Source organism: Bacillus sp. N1(2025) (assembly GCF_053470005.1).
On record NZ_JBLTJB010000008.1, the window covers coordinates 1 to 20,622 of the forward strand.

Below are 20,622 nucleotides of genomic sequence, written 5' to 3' on the forward strand. Positions count from 1 at the left end.
TAACTTAACCCAGTTCATGATGAACTGGGTTTTTTATATGGAAGATCACATAGATATATAAAGCTAATGCCTTTCAAAGGCATTAGCTTTTTTGTTTACATTGATTTTGCTTTGCTGTTGTGATGTTGAAGATTGTTTGATTTTATTGTCTCGAGCATTCTTAAACTGAACACAATCAGCAGCATAAGGAGCATCAGTGCAGTAAACAGCCAGAATGCAGTTTGTGCGGGATATTCATCTAAGCTCCAGCCGACGGCGATCGGAAGGAGTGAACCTCCAAATCCGTTTGAAGCGAGCAGAATACTGGTAGTTGTTTCTGTCTTTCCTGGATAAAAATGATTCGTGATGATTAGGGCTATTGCAAACATGCCTGCCATGAACAGTCCTAAAAAGAAGCAAAGGGCAAAACCGAACCATACGTTTTTACTTAATGCTAATACGGTAAGTGCTGCCAGACCGCCAATGCTTATGAGACGAAGATAACGGTGATATGTCAGCTTTTCTGATACCGGACCTGTTAATAACCTTCCGATGATCATACCCGTCCAATACACTGTAACTGTTATCGTTGCCAAAGAGTTGGGGATATCCCATTTCTCAGCGAAAATGGAGGGGATAAAATGGACAATTGAAACTTCACTGCCGCCGTAAAAGAAGAAGTAAGCACCCGCCAAGGCAATAAACAGCAATCCGTGTGACCGATAACCGGTGCTTTCTTTTTGAGTGTCAGCAGAAGAGACCTCTTTGCGGATGAGAAGCTGATCAATACTGCCGAAACTCATCTGCTTCCATGCGATTAAAAGTGCAAAACTGGATAACCCTAATACTAAAAAAGCAATTGTCCACATGTGGTTGTTGATAAGAAAGCCTGAGAGCAGAGGCATGAAAAGCGCACCTAATCCGTAGGCCACTTCCATCTTGCTCATGGCCACAGCCTGTCTTTCTTTAATAGCGGTGAGGATGATCGTGCCTACGCAGGATTCCACCAGTCCGGCGCCAAGCCCTGCGATGCTGACGAGAAGAAAGAGCAGCGGCCAGGGCGGCAGGAAGGTGATGAACATTTCACAGCTGATGAGTGCCAGGCCAAAGATAACGACGTTTTTGCGCCCAAGCTTTTTCACCATGTATGGCATTCCGATGACACCGATGAGAAAGCCCATGAACTGAGAGAATACCAATACTCCGCCATTACTGTAGCTTTGTGAATAATGTGTGAGTAACTCAGGCAGTACGGCTCCCAGAATAACAAGTGTAAAAGCAATCGATCCATAAGAAAAACAGCTTATCCACAGCAGACGAGTTTTCATCATTTTATCTCCTTATTGGTAAAATAATATTTCTCTCTACTCGTATGACCATGATTTTTTTACAAAAAATCCAAGTATTGTTACTATATCACATAACTTTTTCTCTTACATCCCTTATGGTAACGTTAACAAATTGTTAACATTTTTTACAAGAAAGATCGTTGACATTATTTTCAATAATTTATACGATAAAAAGCGAAATTCTAATAATTTCATAGGGGTGGTATTTGTGGGAACGAAGGAAATCACGAATCCAGACAGCTTGTATTACAGTGTTGACGATGTAGTAATGGAGCGCGGAGAAGGGATTTACCTGTACGATCAAGAGGGAAATGAGTACATTGATTGCGCTTCTGCCACATTTAACTTGAATTTAGGATACGGTAACAAAGAAGTCATTGATACGGTTAAAGAACAAGCCGATAAGCTGATCCATGTGACATCATCCTTTCAAACAGACGCCGTAAATAAACTGGCAGAAAAACTAGTAGAAATCGCCCCCGATAATCTCACAAAAGTACACCCTAAAGTCAGCAGCGGTTCCGGTGCAAATGAAGGAGCTATTAAAATGGCTCAGTATTACTCCGGAAAAACCGATGTCATCTCCTTATTTCGAAGCCACCTCGGACAAACGTATATGACTTCCGCTTTGTCCGGCAACTCATTCAGAAAAGAACCTTTCCCGCCGCAAATTTCTTTTGGCCTGCAAGTCCCCGATCCGTATTGCAGCCGCTGTTTTTATAATCAGAAACCTGATTCATGCGGTATGCTGTGCGTAGAAAGAATTAATGATTTTATTGAGTATGCGAGCAATGGAAAAATTGCCGCCATGATTATTGAACCGATATCCGGAAACGGTGGAAACGTCGTTCCGCCTAAAGAGTATTTTAAACAGCTGAGAAAGCTTTGTGATGAACATGATATCGCCCTGATTTTTGATGAAATTCAGACCGGGTTCGGACGGACGGGCAAAATGTTTGCCGCGGACCACTTCGATGTGAAACCTAATATGATGACGGTAGCAAAAGGGCTCGGGGGCACAGGCTTCCAAGTCGCCGCCACTCTGACGGAGGACAAGTATACCGGGCTTCCGGGGTATACGCACTCCTTCACGTACGGCTCAAATGTGATGGCCGCCGCTGCCGCGTGTAAAACCATAGATATTATGCAGCGCCCGGGATTTTTGGAAAATGTAACGACGGTCGGTCATTATATTATGGATCGCTTAGAAACAATGAAAGAGGATTTCGCTTTTATTTCTGAGGTAAGAGGCGTCGGTCTTATGATCGGTGTGGAGATTGTTAAAGAGAACAATGAACCGGATGTGGAGCTGACCAATTATATTGCTAAACGGGCAATGGATTACGGGCTGATTCTCCGGACATCCCGTTACGGATTCGGAAATGTATTTAAAATCCGTCCGCCTTTAACCATTACACTTAGTGAAGCCGAAGTGCTCTGCTACAGACTTCGCAAGCTATTGGAGGAAATCAAGTGAGAGATTATATCATTGGGCTTGGACAATTTGTTTATCAAAAGGTGAAAAATCAAAAAGGCACGCTGAAAAACCGGCTCGTAAACGGCTATTCTCCGGGAGGCGACGCCCAATTTAACATAGACGCCGCTGCTGAGGAGGCGGTGCTGGATTATATTCAAGAAAAGGGCCATCCGGTTGCTTTTTACACGGAGGATGGCGGCCTGAAGCTGATTGGAGAAGATCCGCAATATATTTTAATTGTAGATCCGATAGACGGAACGCGCCCGGCCGCCGCGGGGCTTGAAATGTCGTGTATTTCGATTGCGCTTGCTTCGTATAAGCCAAACGCAAAGATTAAGGATATCGAATTTGCTTTTTTACTTGAATTGAAATCAGGCGCTTATATGTACGGTGATATATACAGCGATGCGATTCATTTTGAAGGGTATCATGGAGAATTGCCGAATTTGAGCGGAGTGCGGGATATTAAAAATATGTTTTGGAGCCTTGAATTTAACGGGCATCCGGCGCAGCTGATGACGGACGCATACGGCCATCTGATTGACCAGTCGGCCAATAATGGCGGGGTTTTTGTTTTCAACAGCGCTTCTTATTCGATTTCGCGAATTATCACGGGGCAGATGGATGCTTATGTGGATATCGGCAATCGTCTGCTGAAAGATGATCCGAAGCTGCTTTCAGATTTTCAGCAGGTCGGGAACGGGCAGGTGCTGCATTTGTTTCCTTATGATATTGCCGCAAGCGTCTTTTTGGCGAAGAAGGCGGGAGTGGTCATTACGGATGCATACGGCCGGTCTTTGGACGAAACGCTTCTGACAGATTTAAGTTATCAGAATCAGCAATCATGTATTGCGGCATCAACGAAGGAGCTTCATCAAACATTGTTAGACCAAATCCGCTGGGGCAGAAAGGAAGAGAAATATGAAGGCGTTGGTCTGGACTCCTAATGATAAGCTTGAATATCAAGAGGTGGACGAGCCTCAAATTCGGAAATCCAATGATGTGAAAGTGAAAATTTTCGGAACCGGTATCTGCGGAACGGACTTAAATGTGCTGAAAGGAAAAATGAATGCAACCCATCATATGATTATGGGGCATGAATCGGTGGGAGCGGTCGTGGAAATCGGACCGGACGTGACAAATGTAAAAGTCGGAGACCGCGTCGTGATAGATCCTACGCAGTTTTGCGGGAAATGTCATTATTGCCGGAGAGGGCTGACGTGTTATTGCGAAACCTTCGAGGATTGGCAGCTCGGAATCGGGGCGCACGGAACGTTTGCGGAATATTACGTGGGGGAAGACAGGTTCATGTACAGAATTCCGGATTCAATGGAATGGGAGCGGGCCACATTGGTTGAGCCTCTCTCTTGTGTGCTGAATGTTGTGGACAAGGCTTCGATTCAGCCGGAGGACTCGGTCTTGGTTTTGGGGTCGGGACCAATCGGATTGCTTGTGCAAATGATGGTGAAAAAACTGGCGCGATTGACGGTTGCGACTGAAATAGGCAGTTTCCGAAGCGAGGCGGCGAGCCGGATATCGGATTATGTCTACCACCCTGAAGCATTAACCGTGGATGAAGTGAAACGGATTAATCAAGGAAGAAAATTTGATGTGATTTTTGACGCGATCGGCAATCAGCTTGATTGGGCTTATCCTTTTATTGAAAAGGGAGGCAGAATCGTGCCGATGGGCTTTGATGATACGTATGAAATGACGGTCAGGCCGTACCAGCTGCTGTCAAACGGCGTGACGATTGTAGGCACAGGTGAAGCCCGCCAGATCATGGAGGCCGCGTTAGCATGCGCGTCCGACCTTCCGCAGCTCTATGATTTTATTACGGAAAAGACGGAACTGAAGAATTATGAAGAAGCCATTGATCATCTCATGGGCATCGACCCGGTGACAAAAGAAAGAAAGGATATCAGCGCAATAAAAACGATTCTTGTGTCTGATCCGGAACTTTTATAAAAGCGGAAACGGCTCCAGTGAGAGTCGTTTTCTTTTCTTATTTATACGGTCTTGCACATTTCTTTAAAGTTTAATATGATACTCTTTGTTAACAATTCCTTTCCTCAATGACATTATACTCTGAGCGTGTCCTCTTTTTCCCCGTAAGCCTGCCTCATATTCCCCAGATGAAAATCAATGTTTCCAACTGATAGGGTGCGGATATTTACAGTGAAAAGGAGTCGTTATCATTTGAAAGATTATACGTTACAGCAGCAATGGTTCGGGAATGTACGTAAAGACATTCTGGCCGGTATTCTGGTTGCTCTCGCTCTGATCCCTGAGGCGATCGGATTTTCAATTATTGCAGGTGTCGATCCGATGGTCGGCCTTTATGCATCATTTTGTATCGCGATTATTATTTCTATCTTCGGCGGCAGACCGGGAATGATTTCAGCCGCTACGGGTTCAATGGCGGTTGTCATGGTGACATTGGTGGCTGATTACGGGCTGCAGTATTTGTTTGCGGCAACCATTTTGACAGGTATTATTCAATTTATTCTTGGTGTCAGTAAGATAGCGAAATTGATGAAATTTATTCCGCGTTCGGTCATGATCGGATTTGTGAATGCTTTGGCGATCTTGATTTTTTCTGCGCAGCTGCCGCAGTTCAAAGGAGCTTCATGGGTCATGTACGCCATGCTTGCCGGATCACTGGCTATCATATATCTATTGCCGAAGGTTACGACGGCTGTGCCGTCTCCGCTGGTGGCGATTATTGTCATGACGATCATGGCGGTGGTCTTCCATGCGGATGTCCGCACGGTCGGTGATATGGGCGGGATTACAAGTTCACTTCCGCATTTCTTGATACCGGATGTTCCGTGGACGTTTGAGACATTGCGGATTATTTTCCCGTATTCACTGGCGCTTGCATTCGTCGGATTGCTCGAGTCATTGCTGACAGCCCAGATCATTGATGAAATGACGGATACGGATAGTGATAAGAACAAAGAAAGCCGCGGACAAGGCATCGCCAATATTGTGAACGGATTTTTCGGAGGCATGGCCGGATGCGCCATGATCGGCCAGTCTGTCATTAATACGAAAGCCGGCGGACGCGGCCGGTTATCGGCTTTTACGGCCGGCGCGTTTTTAATGTTTTTAATTGCCGTATTAAGCGGTATCGTCATGAAAATTCCGATGGCTGCGCTGGTGGCCGTGATGGTTATGGTGTCCATCGGCACGTTCGACTGGTCATCGATTAAAGGTTTACGGAAAGCGCCCCTTACTGATTCGATCGTTATGGTTATTACCGTCGTGACGGTCGTCCTGACAAATGATTTATCAAAGGGTGTCTTCGCGGGTGTGCTGCTAAGCGCGATCTTTTTTACGGCTAAAATTTCTAAGCTGAAGATTGTGTCACATTCCGAACAGAAAGATGTCAGAACATATAAGGTAACGGGACAAATCTTTTTTGCTTCCGTGTCTGAACTGATGAATGCCATCGTTTATGATGAAGACGTGAAGCGGATTGTCATTGATTTGACCGATGCCCACGTGTGGGATGATTCGGGAGCGGCGGCTCTTGAGAAAATTGTCGCCAAATGTAAAGAATACGGAATTGAGGCTGAATTAAAGGGATTGAATCAAAAAAGCCGAGATTTAATGAAACAAATGGCATAGAATTTGTGAAGTCCGGATGAATATATCCGGGCTTTTTTTCGGTTAAATTTGTGGGTTTGCATTGTTATAATGAATGAGATTTGAAAACCGTATATAGGAGACTTGCATATGATGTGGCTTCAGAAGTTGAACCAAGTGTTGGGAAGAATCATGCCGCTTTTGACTCCGTCAAGTGTGGCGGCGGGTGTGCTGTTATCTCAGCATATCAGCTGGATGGCCGGCGCTGTGCCGTGGATATTTGCATTTATTACATTTACGGGCAGTCTGAGTGCCAATTTTCAATCGCTGAAGCGCAGTATCGAGAAGCCGCTCCCGATGATCATGGCATTGTTTGTTCTGCATATTTTCATGCCTGTTTTTGCATGGGGAAGCGGCCATCTGATTTTCAGCGGTGACCCTTTAACTGTGACGGGGCTGATTATGGGTGTGGTGATTCCGACCGGAATTACGAGTTTGATTTGGGCTGCGATGTATAAGGGAAATGTCGGATTGACGCTGTCTATTATCCTGGTTGATACCGTGCTTTCTCCTTTTATCGTACCGTTAAGCCTGTCTGTCCTGGCCGGGGCGAATGTTCAGATGGATGTGTGGGGAATGATGAAAGGGCTGGCGGAGATGGTGGTGATTCCGTCCATCGCAGGGATGATGGTCAACCAGTTTTCCCCGCCGGTAAGGACTCAGGCGATAAGCCGGTCGCTGTCTCCTTTTTCAAAAATCTGTCTGATGATTGTCATTGCCATTAACAGTTCGGAAATCGCGCCGTATGTCACGCACGTGGATATCAAATTTGCGGGCATCGCAGGCATGGTATTTTTTATTGCCATGACGGGTTATGCCGTGGCTTGGCTGATCGGAAGACTGATGAAGCGGAGCCAGGATGAAATCGTGTCTCTGATTTATACAGGGGGCATGCGCAATATCAGCGCCGGAGCCGTTCTCGCCGTGTCTTTCTTTCCGTCTCAAGTGGCGGTTCCGGTCGTCATCGGGATGCTCTTTCAGCAAATCCTTGCCGCTTTGTTCGGCTATTTGCTGAGACGCTTTGAACTTAAGCCGGTCGTGATGAAGTATGAAAAAAACCGCTCAGCTACGTGAGCGGTTTTTTCCGTACAGCCAGCTTAGTGCTGCATTGAATTGTCGTTTGAATGCTTCTTGATGGTGCACGGCGCCTTCTTCAACAGTGAAAGAGAGCTGAGATTGAGAAAAGCTTTTTTGCCTCAGGCTTTCATGCACGTCTTTATTTTGTCGGATCATGGTGTTTTGGATGTTGTTTTTATGCTCAGCTTCGCGGCTGCCTACAGACATATAGATACGCCGCCGTGCCGGACGCAAAGATGCGGAGCGGACATAATCTGCTGATTTTTCATACCAGAAGGAACCGGAAATACAGCCGATTCTGCCGAATATTACAGGCTTTTGTAGCATCGCGTATATCGAAAACAGTCCGCCTAATGACGCGCCGATCAGTCCTCTTGTTTCCGGATGTGCAGAAATGTGATGCATATCTTCTACAGTTGGAATGATGGCATCTGTCAGCTCCTCGAGAAAGAGCCTCCCTTTGCCGCCGAAATCATGAAATGCAGGGCTCAGGGAAGGCGCGGGCCACGGTGTGTACTCATCGAGCCTGTCAGCCGGTTTGATGCCGGCAAAAATCAATTCGGGAAGTGTTCCGTTCGCAAATTGGGATTCAAGCTTATCCATCTGTTCTAAAAACAAAGAACCCCCGTCCAGTACGTACACACAGGGTAAAGCCCCTGTTTGAACCGAATAGGAGGGAGGAAGATACACAGTGCATTCCTTTCCGTTTATCCGGTGTGCTGTAAGTGTGCCCCTCATGCATCCAGCCCCTTCTTTTGCTTAAACAGAAGAAAAAAGAAATAAGGAACGCCGAGAATCGCAAGAATAATTCCCGCCGGCACTTCTGAAGGCTGAAAGAATAATTTGCCCGCAAAGTCGGCGGATATGACGAGGAGCATACCGACCAATCCGCTGACCGGTAATGAGTATCTGTGCTCAATCCCGGCGAGCCTGCGGGAAATATGGGGCGCGATCAGCCCGACAAATGCCATGCTGCCCGCTGCGGTTACACATGCGCTGATCAAAGCGATGCAGGCAATGAGTAAAATCGTTTTTTCTTTATTGGTTGAAACACCGAGACTTTTCACCGTGTCCTCATCGAAACGAATGGTATCCAGCAATGACGTTTTCGCCATAAGAAGAGGAATGAACAAGATCAGCCACGGAAGGATCGCCGTAATGGTCATCCAGTTTGCCGACCAGATGCTGCCGTTTTTCCAAACCATCGCCATCTCATAATCCTGCGGGTCCATTTTTAATGAAAGAAATAAAGACAGCGCGCTGAATCCTGAATTCATGGCGATCCCGACGAGAATAATTCTGCCCGATTCCAGATGCCCCCGGTGCCAGGCGAAAATATAGATCAGCACGGCCGCCATCAATCCTCCGATGAGGCCGAAGACAGGCATACCCATCGCAGAGGCAAGTGCCGTCGCTTCAGATTGTCCCTGAAACAGAAGCATAAACGCGACGATTCCCGCTCCGGCTCCTGCATTAATACCCAGAATACCGGGATCGGCAAGCCCGTTTTTGGTAATGGCCTGAATAACGGCTCCGGCTATCCCCAATCCGAGCCCGATGGCAGCAGCCATGACAATGCGCGGCAGCCTCAGCTGAAACAGCAAAATGTCATATTGCGGATTCGGATGGATGCGGAAAAGCGTACTGAGCAGTTCACCCGGCTTTGCGGAAAAAGAACCGCTTGTCATGCTGAAATAGCTTACGAGCAATATGAGAGCAATCAGAATGATATAAATTCCGGCCATTTTACGCACCACGCTGATCCCCTCCTTTTCTTTTAATCAAATAAAGAAAGAAAGGAACACCGATGATAGAAGTGACAACTTCAATAGGCGTCTCAAACGGATAATTGATGAATCGGCTGGCAAGGTCGCAAAGGGTCAGGAAGACGCCGCCGATGATGCACGCGCATGGGATCAGCCTGCTGTAGTCCGATCCGACGAGAAAACGTGTGATGTGCGGAACGACCAAACCGACAAAGGCAATTTTTCCGGCGAGTGCCACCGAGCTTCCGGTCAATATGACAACGGCCGCCATCGCCATGAGTTTGATGGTTCTTTTCTGCTGTCCCAGACTTTTTGAAATGTCGTCTCCTAATGATACGGCAGTGACCTTTTTGCTGAGAATCATGGCCGTGATGATTCCGATCGCAAAAAACGGGACGGCCAGTTTCAAAAAATCAGGGTTCATTTGATGCAGTCTCGCACTGTACCAAAAACTGAGATCCTGCGAAATTTGAAAATAAATCGAAAGCGCAGCCGACAGACTGCTGAGAAGCATACTGGTCACCGTTCCGATAATGGCAAGCTGCACCGGGGTAAAACCGCCGGGAAGAATGGAGGCCAGCCCGAAAACAAGAGCGGCGCCGAATGCGGAACCGATAAACGAGTATATGATCATTTCAATGGATGTCGATTGAGGGAGCAATACCATGCAAAGGGTGATGATAAAAGCGGAGCCGTCCGACACACCCATGATCGAAGGCGAGGCCAGATAGTTCCGTGTGATTCCCTGCATGAGCGCTCCGGAAACAGCAAGGGCGGCGCCGATAAACATAGCGCCGGCAGCCCTCGGGATTCTTGAATGCCATATGATCTGATGGTCGGTATTCTCCGGATTAAAGTGCAGCAATGCGGAGAACACGGTATGGAAGTCAAGCTGCTTTGCGCCGTATAAAACGGAAAGCAGCAGTGACAGAACAATGGCAATCGGTGAAGCAATGATAATAATGTGTGTCCGCCGTTTTGCATACATGTGAAAAACCTACTCTTTATTAGTCTTGAGTCAATTTGTCAGCCGCAACCTGTAAGAAGCTGATTTTACTCCATGCGGTTCCGCCTTGGGCTAATGGGTCAATCGTATTGACGTATACATGGTCTTTTTTGACTGCCTTCAGGCTCTTCCAGATCGGATTTTTCTCTAAGTCTTTCAAAGCGTCCGGCTTATCTGCGTTTTCGTCATCAGAGAATTGTACGAAGATATGGTCAGGGTTCATTTCGCTTAATTTTTCAAGAGAAATCAGTTCCTGCGCTTTCGCCGCTTTGACTTCGTCCGGCGCCTTCAGGCCTAAATCACCGTAAAGCGTGGAGTTGAAATATACTTGTTCAGGATAAATATAAATATTGCCTTGTCTGATTCTGATGACCAGCGCGTTTGACTGTTTCGCTTTGCTGTTGATCTTTGTTTTTGTCTTTTTCAGGTCCTGTTCGTAATCTGCGATGATTTTTTTCGCTTTTTTCTCTTTATCTGTAAGCTGGGCGAGCAGCATCATGTTTTCTTTCCAGTTTGATGAGATATGAGAGACAGGGATCGTTTCAGCGGTGCCGCTCAATTTTTTCAACGTTTTTTCCGGGAATTTGGTTGATGCCAGAATGACGTCCGGCTGCAGCTCAAGAATTTTTTCCATGTTCGGCTGCATTTTTTCTCCCGTTGATACGGATTTATCTGTAATATCTTTAAACAGTTCCGGGAATTTGCCGGAGAAAGAAATTGCTCCTGCCGGATGAACGTCAAGCAATTTGGCGTCTTCCATTGATTCTACGCTGCCTGTAATGGCGATTTTGTCAGTCGGCGCTTTGACTTCATATGTTTTTCCTAGATATTCGATTTTCTTTTTATCTGAAGAAGCGTCCTTTCCTTTACTTGCTGTATCGGATGTTTCTGAGCTTCCGCAAGCCGCGGCCGTGAAAGCCAAAAGCAAAATCATGAAAGCGAATGCCAATTTCTTCATCTATTGTTCCTCCTGTTCAATTGATAACTATTATCAATTGGAATTATAGAGAATGAATTGGGATAAGACCATGGATAATTTCCGGCATTACCATGGACGATCTTCGGATAAAATGGAAATGCTTTGCTCGATCATCCGCTGATGTCCGCTTGGAGAATATTCAATCCACGGGTCAGATGAAATGGGAAACACGCGTTTATTGCTGACGGCTCTAAGGTTCTGCCATATCCCGGTCTGCTGAATCCGCTGAAAATAACGAAGCGTTTCCGGTTCTTTACAAGTGAAAAGCATGATGCAGTCAGCTTGGCAATCCGCCAGCATTTCCAAGGAAATCTTTTCGTCAGGAGCAAAAGATTCCGGTTTTGCGGAGGCAAAGCCTAAATCACCGAAGAAGACATCCTCAATACTGTTGTTATGGGCGATGTACATATTTTCTTTATATACACGGACAAATAAGAACCGCTGATGCCGCACGTGTTTAAGAGCATCTTTCGCTGAATGGGCGAGACTTTGATAAGCTTTAAGCCAGTGCCGCGCTTCCTGCTCTTCATTCAAATATGCGGCTGTGCGAAGAAACTGGTCTCTCCAATTCTCTTGAGCCGGAAGGTAAAAAACGTCAGTGATGTCATTCAGGCGCTGTTTTTCTTCTTCACTGACAGAATCAAGACTGAAAATGATGTCCGGAGCAGCTTGGGACAGCGTGTGCAGGTTCTCTTCCCAATTTGCATTATAACGGTAAGCACTCAGGTGAACCGGAATATCGGAAGAGAATTGTTTGTAATAATAGGCCGTCCATTTCGGGTGCAGCGCCGCAGCGTAAGGCACGTGATGCAGAGGAATCAGATGTCCCATCGTTTCTTTTCCGTACGCGGCCATTTTTATGCGCCTTTTTTTCATATAGCTTGTAGGTGAGCTGCCGGTATGTTTTTTAAAGATGCGGCTGAAATAAAATTCGTCCTGGTAGCCGATTTGATGAGCGATTTCCCGCAGTTTGCAGTTTGCCTTGGCCATCAGTTTTTTCGCATTGGTTATGCGGATGTCTGTGATATATTCAGTTACGCTCTGCCCGTATAGTTTTTTAAAGGTTTCACTGTAATGCTTGGGACTGATTCCCGCCATATGAGCGAGCTGGGTGAGCGTGATTTTTGTGTCGGACTGAGCATGTATGAATTGTTTTGTCTGTTCGATCGCCGCTTTCGTATTATTTTGATGGCATACTTTTGCGGCATAAAGGTCGTACATCAGCTGCTGAAAGTCGGCTGTATATTTCATTTTCTGCAATGCATCCGCCGATCGCACGTTTTCAGAAAGTGACTGAAGCCGGCTTGTCAAATGATCAACCGTTTGTATATTCATTTGCTGAAGTCCGTGGAAGATGTCTTCCCCGTTATCCGGAAGCATCGCTTCATCATCTGATGAATAGGAGAAAACACGGAGTCTGACGATATACAAATGGATGCCGCCTGACGATATAGGGGCAATATTGAATGTCTCATCACAAGGACAGATGTAGAGCGTTTCCTTCTGCAGCGGAAAGCTGTCTGTTCCGATATCAATTTGTCCCTCGCCTTTCACATGAAAGACCAATACGGGGGAATCAGTGAGCTGATGCTCTGACAGAAGGTCGGCTGTTTTTTTTACGGAGATGATATCAATGGGCTGAAAGAATAATGTGTTTTTCATGAGAAACCACCTTTTAGGAAACATTCATTTAAATGATAACTGTTATCAATGAAATTGTACCAAATAAATGAATGTTTTCCTATAAAAAGCGGAAATGTGAAATGCGTCAAAATGTTACACGTGTAACACGAATTTTGTCAGTATATGAGGTATTGTTTTCTTAGAGTTTTGAATTGGTCCAGCCGGCGTTGATATGTGCCGGTGATGTCTTCAATGGAAGCGCCTTTTTCTATTTTTTTGCGTACCCAGCCATTACCGATCAGCTTGTCAAAAGAGCCTGTCGGCAAGAACGAAAAGTCATTCGGATATAAGTCATGCATGGTTTTCAGAATGGAAAGCCCTGTTTTTGCCGCTTCAAATGTGTTTCTGTTTGTTACGTAGACTTGTACGCCGTGGCACAGCTTGCCCTGGTGCTTGGAGAAGCTGGGGATAAATGATGCGGCTCTGAAGGTGACGCCCGGAAGCTTGAGACTGTTCAGGCGTTCTTCGAGCTCGGTGCTTTTCATATAAGGCGCGCCGATCAGTTCAAACGGCTTTGTCGTGCCCCTTCCTTCGGATACGTTTGTGCCTTCGATTAGTCCTGTCGCCGAATATGCGAATATGCTGTCCGGGGTCGGGATATTAGGCGAAGGGAGGACGAACGGCAGGCCGGTATCTTCAATCGTCATCGTCCGCTTCCAGCGCTTCATTTTTACGACGGTGAGGTCGGCGCCAATATGAAACTCTTTATTGAATAAAAGAGCAAGCTCACCGATCGTCATGCCGTGCTTCAGCGGGATCGGATACAGTCCGACAAATGATGCGTAATCCGGTTCAAGAACCGGACCGTCCGGATTTCGTCCGCCTTGCGGATTCGGCCGGTCCAATACATAAAAAGGAATGCCTTTTTCTTTGGCCGCTTCCATGGCATAGGCCATTGTATAAATATAGGTGTAGTATCGCGTTCCGACATCCTGAATATCGAAAATCAGCACATCTGTATCTTTCAGCATGTCAGGCGTCGGTTTCCTCGTTTCCCCGTACAGGCTGTAGACGGGAAGTCCTGTTTTTTCGTCTATATAGGATGTGACTTTGTCTCCGGCCTGAGCATCGCCGCGGACACCGTGCTCCGGTCCGAATAATGCCGTCAATTGGATGTCTGGTGCCTCATACAGCACGTCAACGCTGCTTTTCAATGAATTGTTCACACCGGTCGGGTTGGTGATCAGCCCGACCCTTTTTCCCTTCAGTTCCTGTTTATAATCTTTCAGCAGGCGGTCGATGCCTGTTTGGATGCTTGGTTTCTTGGCGGTATGAAGGTTTCTGTCAGAAGCCGCCGAGACTGCCGTCATGGCACTGATGACGACTAATCCGGCAAGAAGCGCAGCCGTTTGTTTTTTCATGATCAGTCCTCCTTTTTAAAGCGGTTTTCCGGTCTTCAGATTGATACCGAAACCATAAGGATAGAGTGTCGTTCCCGGATGAGTGACGGAAGGAATGTCAGCGGGCAGCCTGCCTTGCGGTTTTGTCTGTCCGAATATCGCTTCAATGCCTGCCGGAATGTTTGGCTGGAGAAATTGTCCATCTGTATATCCTTTAAAGCCGTAGACTGCGATAAGGGCTTCAGCTTCTTCAAAGTTCGCAGCGTCATATGGATTACGCAGGCTCATCAGCACAAAGGGTTTTTGGTTCGATTGTGCGGCTTTCATGACGGCCCGCGGAAATGCAGTCGTCCACTTGCCGGGATCTGTGACGGAATCATCAATCACGCCGTCGTTTACGACAGGGTCATTTTTCACGACATAGGAGCCTGTAATCACGTAATCCGCGTCGGATACCAGCTTTTTGTGCTCATCATGAAAAGTGCGCTCGGCGAAGTTCATTTTACTGATGGTTACCGGCCGGATTTTTTTCTTCTTGATGAGCTGCCGAATGGTTTGTTCCATTGACGCTGTTTGATCTTCATAAGGAGCGGCAATGAGAACGCGGCTGTTCTTTTTCGGTTTGAATGGGAGCGTGCGGTTTTTGTTTTGTAAGACGGTGACGGACCTTTCCGCGATTTGTTTTTCAGCTTTCAGGTGATTTTTGCTGCCGACGGTTTTCTTTGCTTTTGAAATCTTCTTTTTCAGATTTGTCTCTTTCGGTGCGGGATATATCCCTCTTTTTATTTTCAGGGAAATGATGCGTTTCACCGATTTGTTAATTTGCTGAAGCGGAATTTCCCCTTTTTGTACCGCCTTTTTTAAAGCGGAATGAACCCGGGCAAAGCGGTTTTCCGTTTGCAACGATGTCACTTGGGCCGGCATCAGGGCAATATCGACTCCTGCTTTTACTGCCATGACGACCGCCTCTTCTTGGCCGAAATGATCGGCTATGGCTTTCATATTTAATGCATCCGTAACGATGACGCCGTTAAATCCCATTTCCTCACGGAGAAGATGAGTCATCACTTTTTTCGAGAGTGTGGCGGGTACGAGGATGTCTGAACCGTCCAGCTTGCTTTTATAGGTTGTATCGTCAAAAGCGGGAAATTGCACATGGGCTGTCATGATCATATCAGCTCCGGCCTGAATGGCCTTCCGGAACGGATAAAGTTCAATCTGACGCAGCCTTTCTTGATTGTGGGTGACAAGCGGAAGGCCGTAGTGGCTGTCGACATCCGTGTCGCCGTGTCCCGGGAAATGTTTGACGGCGGCAGCGACATCCTGCTTTTGCTGAGCCTTCATTGAGGCAAGGCCGAGTGAAGCTGTCAGATCTCGGTCTGAACTGAACGACCTGACGCCGATGACAGGGTTTCCGGGATTATTATTGATATCGAGAACGGGAGCGAAATTCGTATTAATGCCCAGTGCTTTCAGTTCTTTCCCGATAATGGCGCCGGTCTGGGACGCGTAGGCTGTTTTTCTAGCGGCTCCGAGCGCCATATTGCCTGGGAAATGAGTGCCTTCACCAAGTCTAGTTACGATGCCGCCCTCCTGATCAATGCTTAATAATAGCGGAATATCAGGGCTCGCCTTTTGAAAGGCATCTGTCAGGCGTACCGTTTGCTCAGTGTTTTTTACATTTTCTGCAAATAAGATAACGCCGCCGAACCGGTACTTTTGAATAAGCCCTGCGACTTCGTCATTCATTTGGGTAAGAGCCTCAGGTGATGACTGCCCCTTTTTTTGCCAATTGCGAAAATCAGGCATGAGCATCTGCCCTAATTTTTCATCTAATGTCATACGGGATACCGCTTGTTCCGCCTGTGACGGAATGTCCGGTTTTGTCGATGCATGATGCGTGCCGAAAACAATGAACAACAGTAATACAGCTGAGATGACAAGTTTCATGATGGTGCCCTCCTGCCGTCATAGTTTGGACAAAAGACATGGGTTATCATTCAATGGCTTCATAAATCGTTTTTATGACGCTGCCGTAGCTTCCGGTCGGGAAATGATCCCCTTCAAAAACATTCGGGTTTTCACCGGGACTGACGACGGGGGAATGCTTTTTATTGGTCAAAAGTGCGATCCCCAGCTTATAAGCGGGATCAATAATCGTGACGGTGCCGGTCCATCCCGTATGGCCGTATGCCTGCCTGCTTGCATAAGGGCCGAACATCCACTTCATATCCGGGCTGCCGTTTTTCCGCCAGCCGAGAGCAAAAGTCGGATCAGAGGATGCCGCCGTTGTGAACAAATCGGCCGTTCTTTTATTGAAGAGAGAAACGTGTTTATAACTGCCGCCGTTCAGCATGACTTGAAGAAGGACGGCCATATCATCAGCTCTGGAAAACAGCCCGGCGTGACCGGACACCCCTCCCATGGAGTAAAATGCTTTTTCATCGTGAACTTCCCCCTGCAGCGTATACGTCCTGATGTGAGGGAAATGGATGACTCCGTCACGTGTGTTGCCTAAACGTTCAGTAGCTGCGAATGCTTTTTCTTTAAAGCCTTTTTGCAGCGGATTGAACAGTGTGTGCGTCAGTTTCAGCGGTTTGTACAGTTCTTGTTCCGCATAGGCATCAAGGGTTTTTCCGGTTATGTTTTCAATGATGCAGCCGAGAAGCATGTAACCGATATCGCTGTATACGTGTTTTGTTCCCGGTTTGTATTCAAGCGGGATTTGGGTGAGAAAACGGATCGTTTTATCCCGTTCTTGTGAATACAAAGGGCCTGCGGTGTCCGGCTGATAGAAATAAAAGCTTGCCGGCAGACCGGATTGGTGCTGGAGCACATCGATGACGCGAATGCGGTCTTTTTCTTGAATCGGATCGCCTTTTCTGTCTTTGAAATCAGGAAGGTAAGCCGAGACTTTTTGATACACATCAAGCTTTCCCTGGCTGACGAGTCGCTGTAATGCAAAATTGGCCGCGTACATTTTTGTATTGGAAGCTAGATCAAACATGGTTGATGTTTTCATTTTTTTCGGACGGGTCAAAAGGGTGTTCCCGTCATATTTTTTGCTGTAGCCGTATGCTTTCTTTTTGATCACCCGTCCGTCCTTTACGACGACGAGGACGGCTCCGGGGAATCCAGCTGCGATGTCTTTTTCAATCATTTGATCAACCTTTCTGAGCTTTGCTGCGTCGTATAATTTGGATTGGGCTTCGGCTTTGTGCTGCGGCAGAAAAGAGAGGCTGATGACCATTGTGAGTATGGCGGCTGTCAGTGTTTTCATATTCTGATCCCTCCCGGTTTATTCAAATTCAGCAGCCATGTCATCCTTAAATCCGAACGCATAAGTAAACACAAAGCCCGCCGCGTAAGAGATGAAGAGACCGATGATATACAAAACGATTTGAGCCGGCTGTACGAGAAACGAGAGCGGAAGGCCGGAGACACCGATTGAAAAAGTAGCCACCTGAAAATGGGCTTGAAAGGCGCCGCCGATTCCCGCCCCTAAACACGCCGTCAAAAACGGCCGGCCGAGCGGGAGCGTGACGCCGAAGATGAGCGGCTCTCCGATTCCGAGCAGACCGGATGGAAGTCCTCCGCCGATCGCTCTTTTCAATGAGGCTTTTTTTGTTTTCATAAAGATGGCGAAGGCCGCCCCTACTTGACCCGCGCCTCCCATCGCGAGAATCGGAAGAAGCGGGTCATCTCCGATTGATCGGATTAATTCCAAATGTACGGGGGTCAAGCCTTGATGCAGGCCGGTGACGACAAGCGGCAGGAAGGCGGCTCCCAGTACAAACCCTGAGAGCACTCCCCCGACATTCAGCAGTGACAATAAACCTGATGTAATCAGATCAGAAATAAAACCGCCTGCAGGGATAAACACGACATATGTCACCAGCCCGGTGATAAGTAAAGACAATGTAGGCGTGACGATAATGTCGATGGATTGATGGACGTACTTTCTGATAAACCGTTCGGTATAAGCGATAAAAACCGCAGCGAAAAGAACGCCGATTAATCCTCCCCTGCCCGGGAGCAGATTCTCTCCGAACAAACTGATATTGGCGATCTCAGGGTTAAGGATCAATATGCCCGCAAGGCCGCCCATCGCGGGTGTCCCGCCGAATTCCTTCGCCGCATTGATGCCGACAAGGACGCCGAGGTAAGTGAACAAGCCTGAACCGATAACCGTTAAAATAAGTGCGATTTGGGATTCTTTCGGGAGCCAGCCGGCCTGAATGACGGCTTTCGTAATACCGGTGATTAAACCTGATGCAATGAGTGCGGGAATAAGGGGGATGAAGATGCTTGATATTTTTCTCAGAAACCGTGTGATGGGTGTGGTGTTTTTTCTGTTGAGATCGGCTTTTTTCCGTGAGGCGGCTTCTTTTAAATCAATGTTTTTTCCGGATGACATAAGTTTTGCGAAAGCGTCGGCGACATGATTGACGACACCCGTGCCGAGAATGATCTGCAGTGTTTCGGCTTCGACGACGCCTATTACCCCGTCAAGCTGTTTCAGTGCTTCAATATCCGTTTTGTCCTGATCTAAAGGTGTAATCCTCAGGCGTGTCATACAGTGGGTAAAGCCTGAAATATTCGATGAACCGCCGCAATTGTCCAGGACATCTTTGGCCAGTGATTGATAAAATGCCTCTTTGCTCATGGAGATCCTCCTTTGTCCGTGCGATTTTTCCCGGGGAGCTGTGCCTGAAACGCGTCCTAAAAGCGCCTGCGCCGATTATGAAAACGGCGCGGGCTCGTAAAAGCACATTATTTCCACCAAAGAACGATCAGCGTTCTTTTTCTTTTGAAACGTGCTGTTCAATGGCTTTGTCAATGAAGCCGTCTGATTCTTTGAGCAGTGCCTTCGCGTGTGTTTCGTCCGAATTCGTCTTCAGCATGACGATTGCCGTTTTGACATGGCTGCCTGCGGCCTCAAGCGTTTCTTTTGCCTTGTCGTACGGAACGCCCGTGATGCTTTGGATAATGCCGATTGCGCGTTCTTTCAATTTTTCGTTGCTGACATGAACGTCCACCATTAAATTTTCGTACACTTTGCCGCTTTTGATCATCACGGCCGTGGAAATCATGTTCAGAATCATTTTATGTGCCGTCGCCGCTTTCATTCGTGTTGACCCTGTAATCACTTCGGGGCCGACGACGACTTCGATGCTGTGATCGGCATAAGTGCTGATCAATGAGTGTTTATTGCATGTGAGCGCGACAGTTTTGGCGCCGATTGTTTTTGCGTATTTCAGCGCACCGGCCGCATACGGCGTGCGCCCGCTTGCCGCGATGGCGATCACGGTGTCTTCTGAGGTAAGTCCGATCGTTTTGAGATCGAGAGCGCCGGTTTCCTCGCTGTCTTCTATACCTTCAGCCGCTTGCAAAAAGGCGTCTGCCCCTCCGGCCATCAGACCGATGACGGTGTCGGGACTTACGCTGTATGTAGGCGGGCATTCAACCGCATCCAGTACACCGAGCCTGCCGCTTGTGCCCGCTCCCGCATAAATCAGCCTGCCGTTTCGCCGTAAGGACTGATGGGCGAATTGAACGGCAATCTGAATATCGGGCAGCACCTGCTGAACGGCTTCAGCCACTTTGAAATCCTCTTCGTTAATGATGCGGAGAATTTCCATCGTGTCTGCTTGATGGATTGAAGCGGTCTGCGGATTTCTGGTTTCTGTGGTCAATCTGTGAATGTTAAGCCGGTCTGTCATGATTGTACCCTCCCAAGTCGTTAATACTTGAAGTATATGGGCTTCTGAATAGATGTTTCAAGAAAAATCGGCAGGGATGAGATGGATAATCAAGCGCTTTCACAAAAAATGATGCAGAATGTGCTGTTCACCGATCGGGCCGATCCTGCGCCGCCCTTTATCAATAAAACCGGAAGACCGGTACAGGTTCTTTGCACGATGATTGCGATGGTTTACTGCAAGCACGATTTCATCACACCAAGGAAAGTAATTTGCGACAAAAGCGGGGAGCTGCAGCATCGCTTGTTTGGCATAACCTTTTCCCTGATGCGGTGCATGTAAGGACAGCGCACTCAGCAAAATGGCAGACACATTGTTCGAATACGGGGCAATGGTTTCTTTTGAGGTATGTAAAATAAAAAAACCGACGGGGCGGTCTTCTTTTAAAATGACTGTCGGGTAGCGATCCCGGATGACAAGAGCCTGCGGCAGGACATCTATCGGCAGAGCTGTGAACTTTTTATCTTCTTCACTCAGCACAAACCCGTTAAGCCCGTCTGCATGCTCCGGTTTATAAAAGGACAGGGCTACATCCATGATATCTACTCTCCTT

At 47.2% G+C, this 20,622-nt stretch carries 17 protein-coding genes; 5 read left to right on the plus strand and 12 right to left on the minus strand.

Annotated elements, in window-relative coordinates; all coding sequences use genetic code 11:
• Window positions 1-95 precede the first annotated feature (95 nt).
• Window positions 96-1,307 (minus strand): MFS transporter, encoded by a 1,212-nt coding sequence (locus ACNFN4_RS16395; RefSeq protein ID WP_448200314.1) that lies wholly within the window; start codon window positions 1,305-1,307, stop codon window positions 96-98.
• Between the two features lie 229 nt (window positions 1,308-1,536).
• Here ACNFN4_RS16395 and ACNFN4_RS16400 point away from each other — a divergent pair, with 229 nt between their 5' ends.
• From ACNFN4_RS16400 to ACNFN4_RS16420, 5 genes are all read left to right on the plus strand, one after another.
• Complete coding sequence (locus ACNFN4_RS16400) at window positions 1,537-2,805, plus strand: aspartate aminotransferase family protein (protein WP_007408029.1); 1,269 nt, start codon at window positions 1,537-1,539, stop codon at window positions 2,803-2,805.
• A complete protein-coding gene (locus ACNFN4_RS16405; RefSeq protein ID WP_014416764.1) occupies window positions 2,802-3,752 on the plus strand; it encodes an inositol monophosphatase family protein in 951 nt (316 codons plus the stop codon). Before ACNFN4_RS16400 ends, ACNFN4_RS16405 begins: the two co-directional genes overlap by 4 nt.
• Window positions 3,727-4,773: a zinc-dependent alcohol dehydrogenase gene (locus tag ACNFN4_RS16410; RefSeq protein WP_003156784.1), complete on the plus strand. Its 1,047-nt coding sequence runs from the start codon at window positions 3,727-3,729 to the stop codon at window positions 4,771-4,773. Before ACNFN4_RS16405 ends, ACNFN4_RS16410 begins: the two co-directional genes overlap by 26 nt.
• A 231-nt stretch (window positions 4,774-5,004) precedes the next feature.
• Window positions 5,005-6,438 carry a SulP family inorganic anion transporter gene (locus ACNFN4_RS16415; RefSeq protein WP_448200315.1) on the plus strand — a complete coding sequence of 478 codons (1,434 nt, stop codon included), beginning with the start codon at window positions 5,005-5,007 and terminating at the stop codon, window positions 6,436-6,438.
• A 150-nt stretch (window positions 6,439-6,588) separates the two neighbouring features.
• Window positions 6,589-7,530 carry a bile acid:sodium symporter family protein gene (locus ACNFN4_RS16420; RefSeq protein ID WP_088056555.1) on the plus strand — a complete coding sequence of 314 codons (942 nt, stop codon included), beginning with the start codon at window positions 6,589-6,591 and terminating at the stop codon, window positions 7,528-7,530.
• Here ACNFN4_RS16420 and ACNFN4_RS16425 read toward each other — a convergent pair.
• From ACNFN4_RS16425 to ACNFN4_RS16475, 11 genes are all read right to left on the minus strand, one after another.
• Window positions 7,519-8,271, minus strand: coding sequence for an alpha/beta hydrolase (locus ACNFN4_RS16425; protein WP_448200316.1), 753 nt, complete (start codon window positions 8,269-8,271; stop codon window positions 7,519-7,521). The two genes, ACNFN4_RS16420 and ACNFN4_RS16425, sit on opposite strands and share 12 nt — an antisense overlap.
• Entirely contained in the window at window positions 8,268-9,278 is a 1,011-nt protein-coding gene (gene feuC / locus ACNFN4_RS16430; protein ID WP_038461736.1) for an iron ABC transporter permease FeuC, read from the minus strand. Before feuC ends, ACNFN4_RS16425 begins: the two co-directional genes overlap by 4 nt.
• Before the next feature lies 1 nt (window position 9,279).
• Entirely contained in the window at window positions 9,280-10,287 is a 1,008-nt protein-coding gene (locus ACNFN4_RS16435) for a FecCD family ABC transporter permease (protein ID WP_007609051.1), read from the minus strand.
• A 19-nt stretch (window positions 10,288-10,306) separates the two neighbouring features.
• Window positions 10,307-11,263, minus strand: coding sequence for an ABC transporter substrate-binding protein (locus ACNFN4_RS16440; RefSeq protein ID WP_003156778.1), 957 nt, complete (start codon window positions 11,261-11,263; stop codon window positions 10,307-10,309).
• Between the two features lie 87 nt (window positions 11,264-11,350).
• Window positions 11,351-12,946, minus strand: a complete 1,596-nt coding sequence (gene btr, locus ACNFN4_RS16445) for a bacillibactin transport transcriptional regulator Btr (protein ID WP_121984588.1) — start codon at window positions 12,944-12,946, stop codon at window positions 11,351-11,353.
• A gap of 137 nt (window positions 12,947-13,083) precedes the next feature.
• Window positions 13,084-14,328, minus strand: a complete 1,245-nt coding sequence (locus ACNFN4_RS16450; RefSeq protein ID WP_017419292.1) for an exo-beta-N-acetylmuramidase NamZ family protein — start codon at window positions 14,326-14,328, stop codon at window positions 13,084-13,086.
• Between the two features lie 15 nt (window positions 14,329-14,343).
• Entirely contained in the window at window positions 14,344-16,257 is a 1,914-nt protein-coding gene (locus ACNFN4_RS16455; protein ID WP_448200317.1) for a glycoside hydrolase family 3 N-terminal domain-containing protein, read from the minus strand.
• Between the two features lie 46 nt (window positions 16,258-16,303).
• A complete protein-coding gene (pbp4b, locus tag ACNFN4_RS16460) occupies window positions 16,304-17,587 on the minus strand; it encodes a penicillin binding protein PBP4B (RefSeq protein WP_448200318.1) in 1,284 nt (427 codons plus the stop codon).
• An 18-nt stretch (window positions 17,588-17,605) separates the two neighbouring features.
• On the minus strand, window positions 17,606-18,973 hold the full coding sequence (locus ACNFN4_RS16465; RefSeq protein WP_448200319.1) for a PTS transporter subunit EIIC: 1,368 nt from the start codon (window positions 18,971-18,973) through the stop codon (window positions 17,606-17,608).
• Window positions 18,974-19,100: 127 nt separating this feature from the next.
• Complete coding sequence (gene murQ / locus ACNFN4_RS16470; protein ID WP_061861787.1) at window positions 19,101-20,030, minus strand: N-acetylmuramic acid 6-phosphate etherase; 930 nt, start codon at window positions 20,028-20,030, stop codon at window positions 19,101-19,103.
• Window positions 20,031-20,129: 99 nt separating this feature from the next.
• Window positions 20,130-20,606 (minus strand): GNAT family N-acetyltransferase, encoded by a 477-nt coding sequence (locus ACNFN4_RS16475; RefSeq protein ID WP_007408015.1) that lies wholly within the window; start codon window positions 20,604-20,606, stop codon window positions 20,130-20,132.
• Window positions 20,607-20,622: the final 16 nt, after the last annotated feature.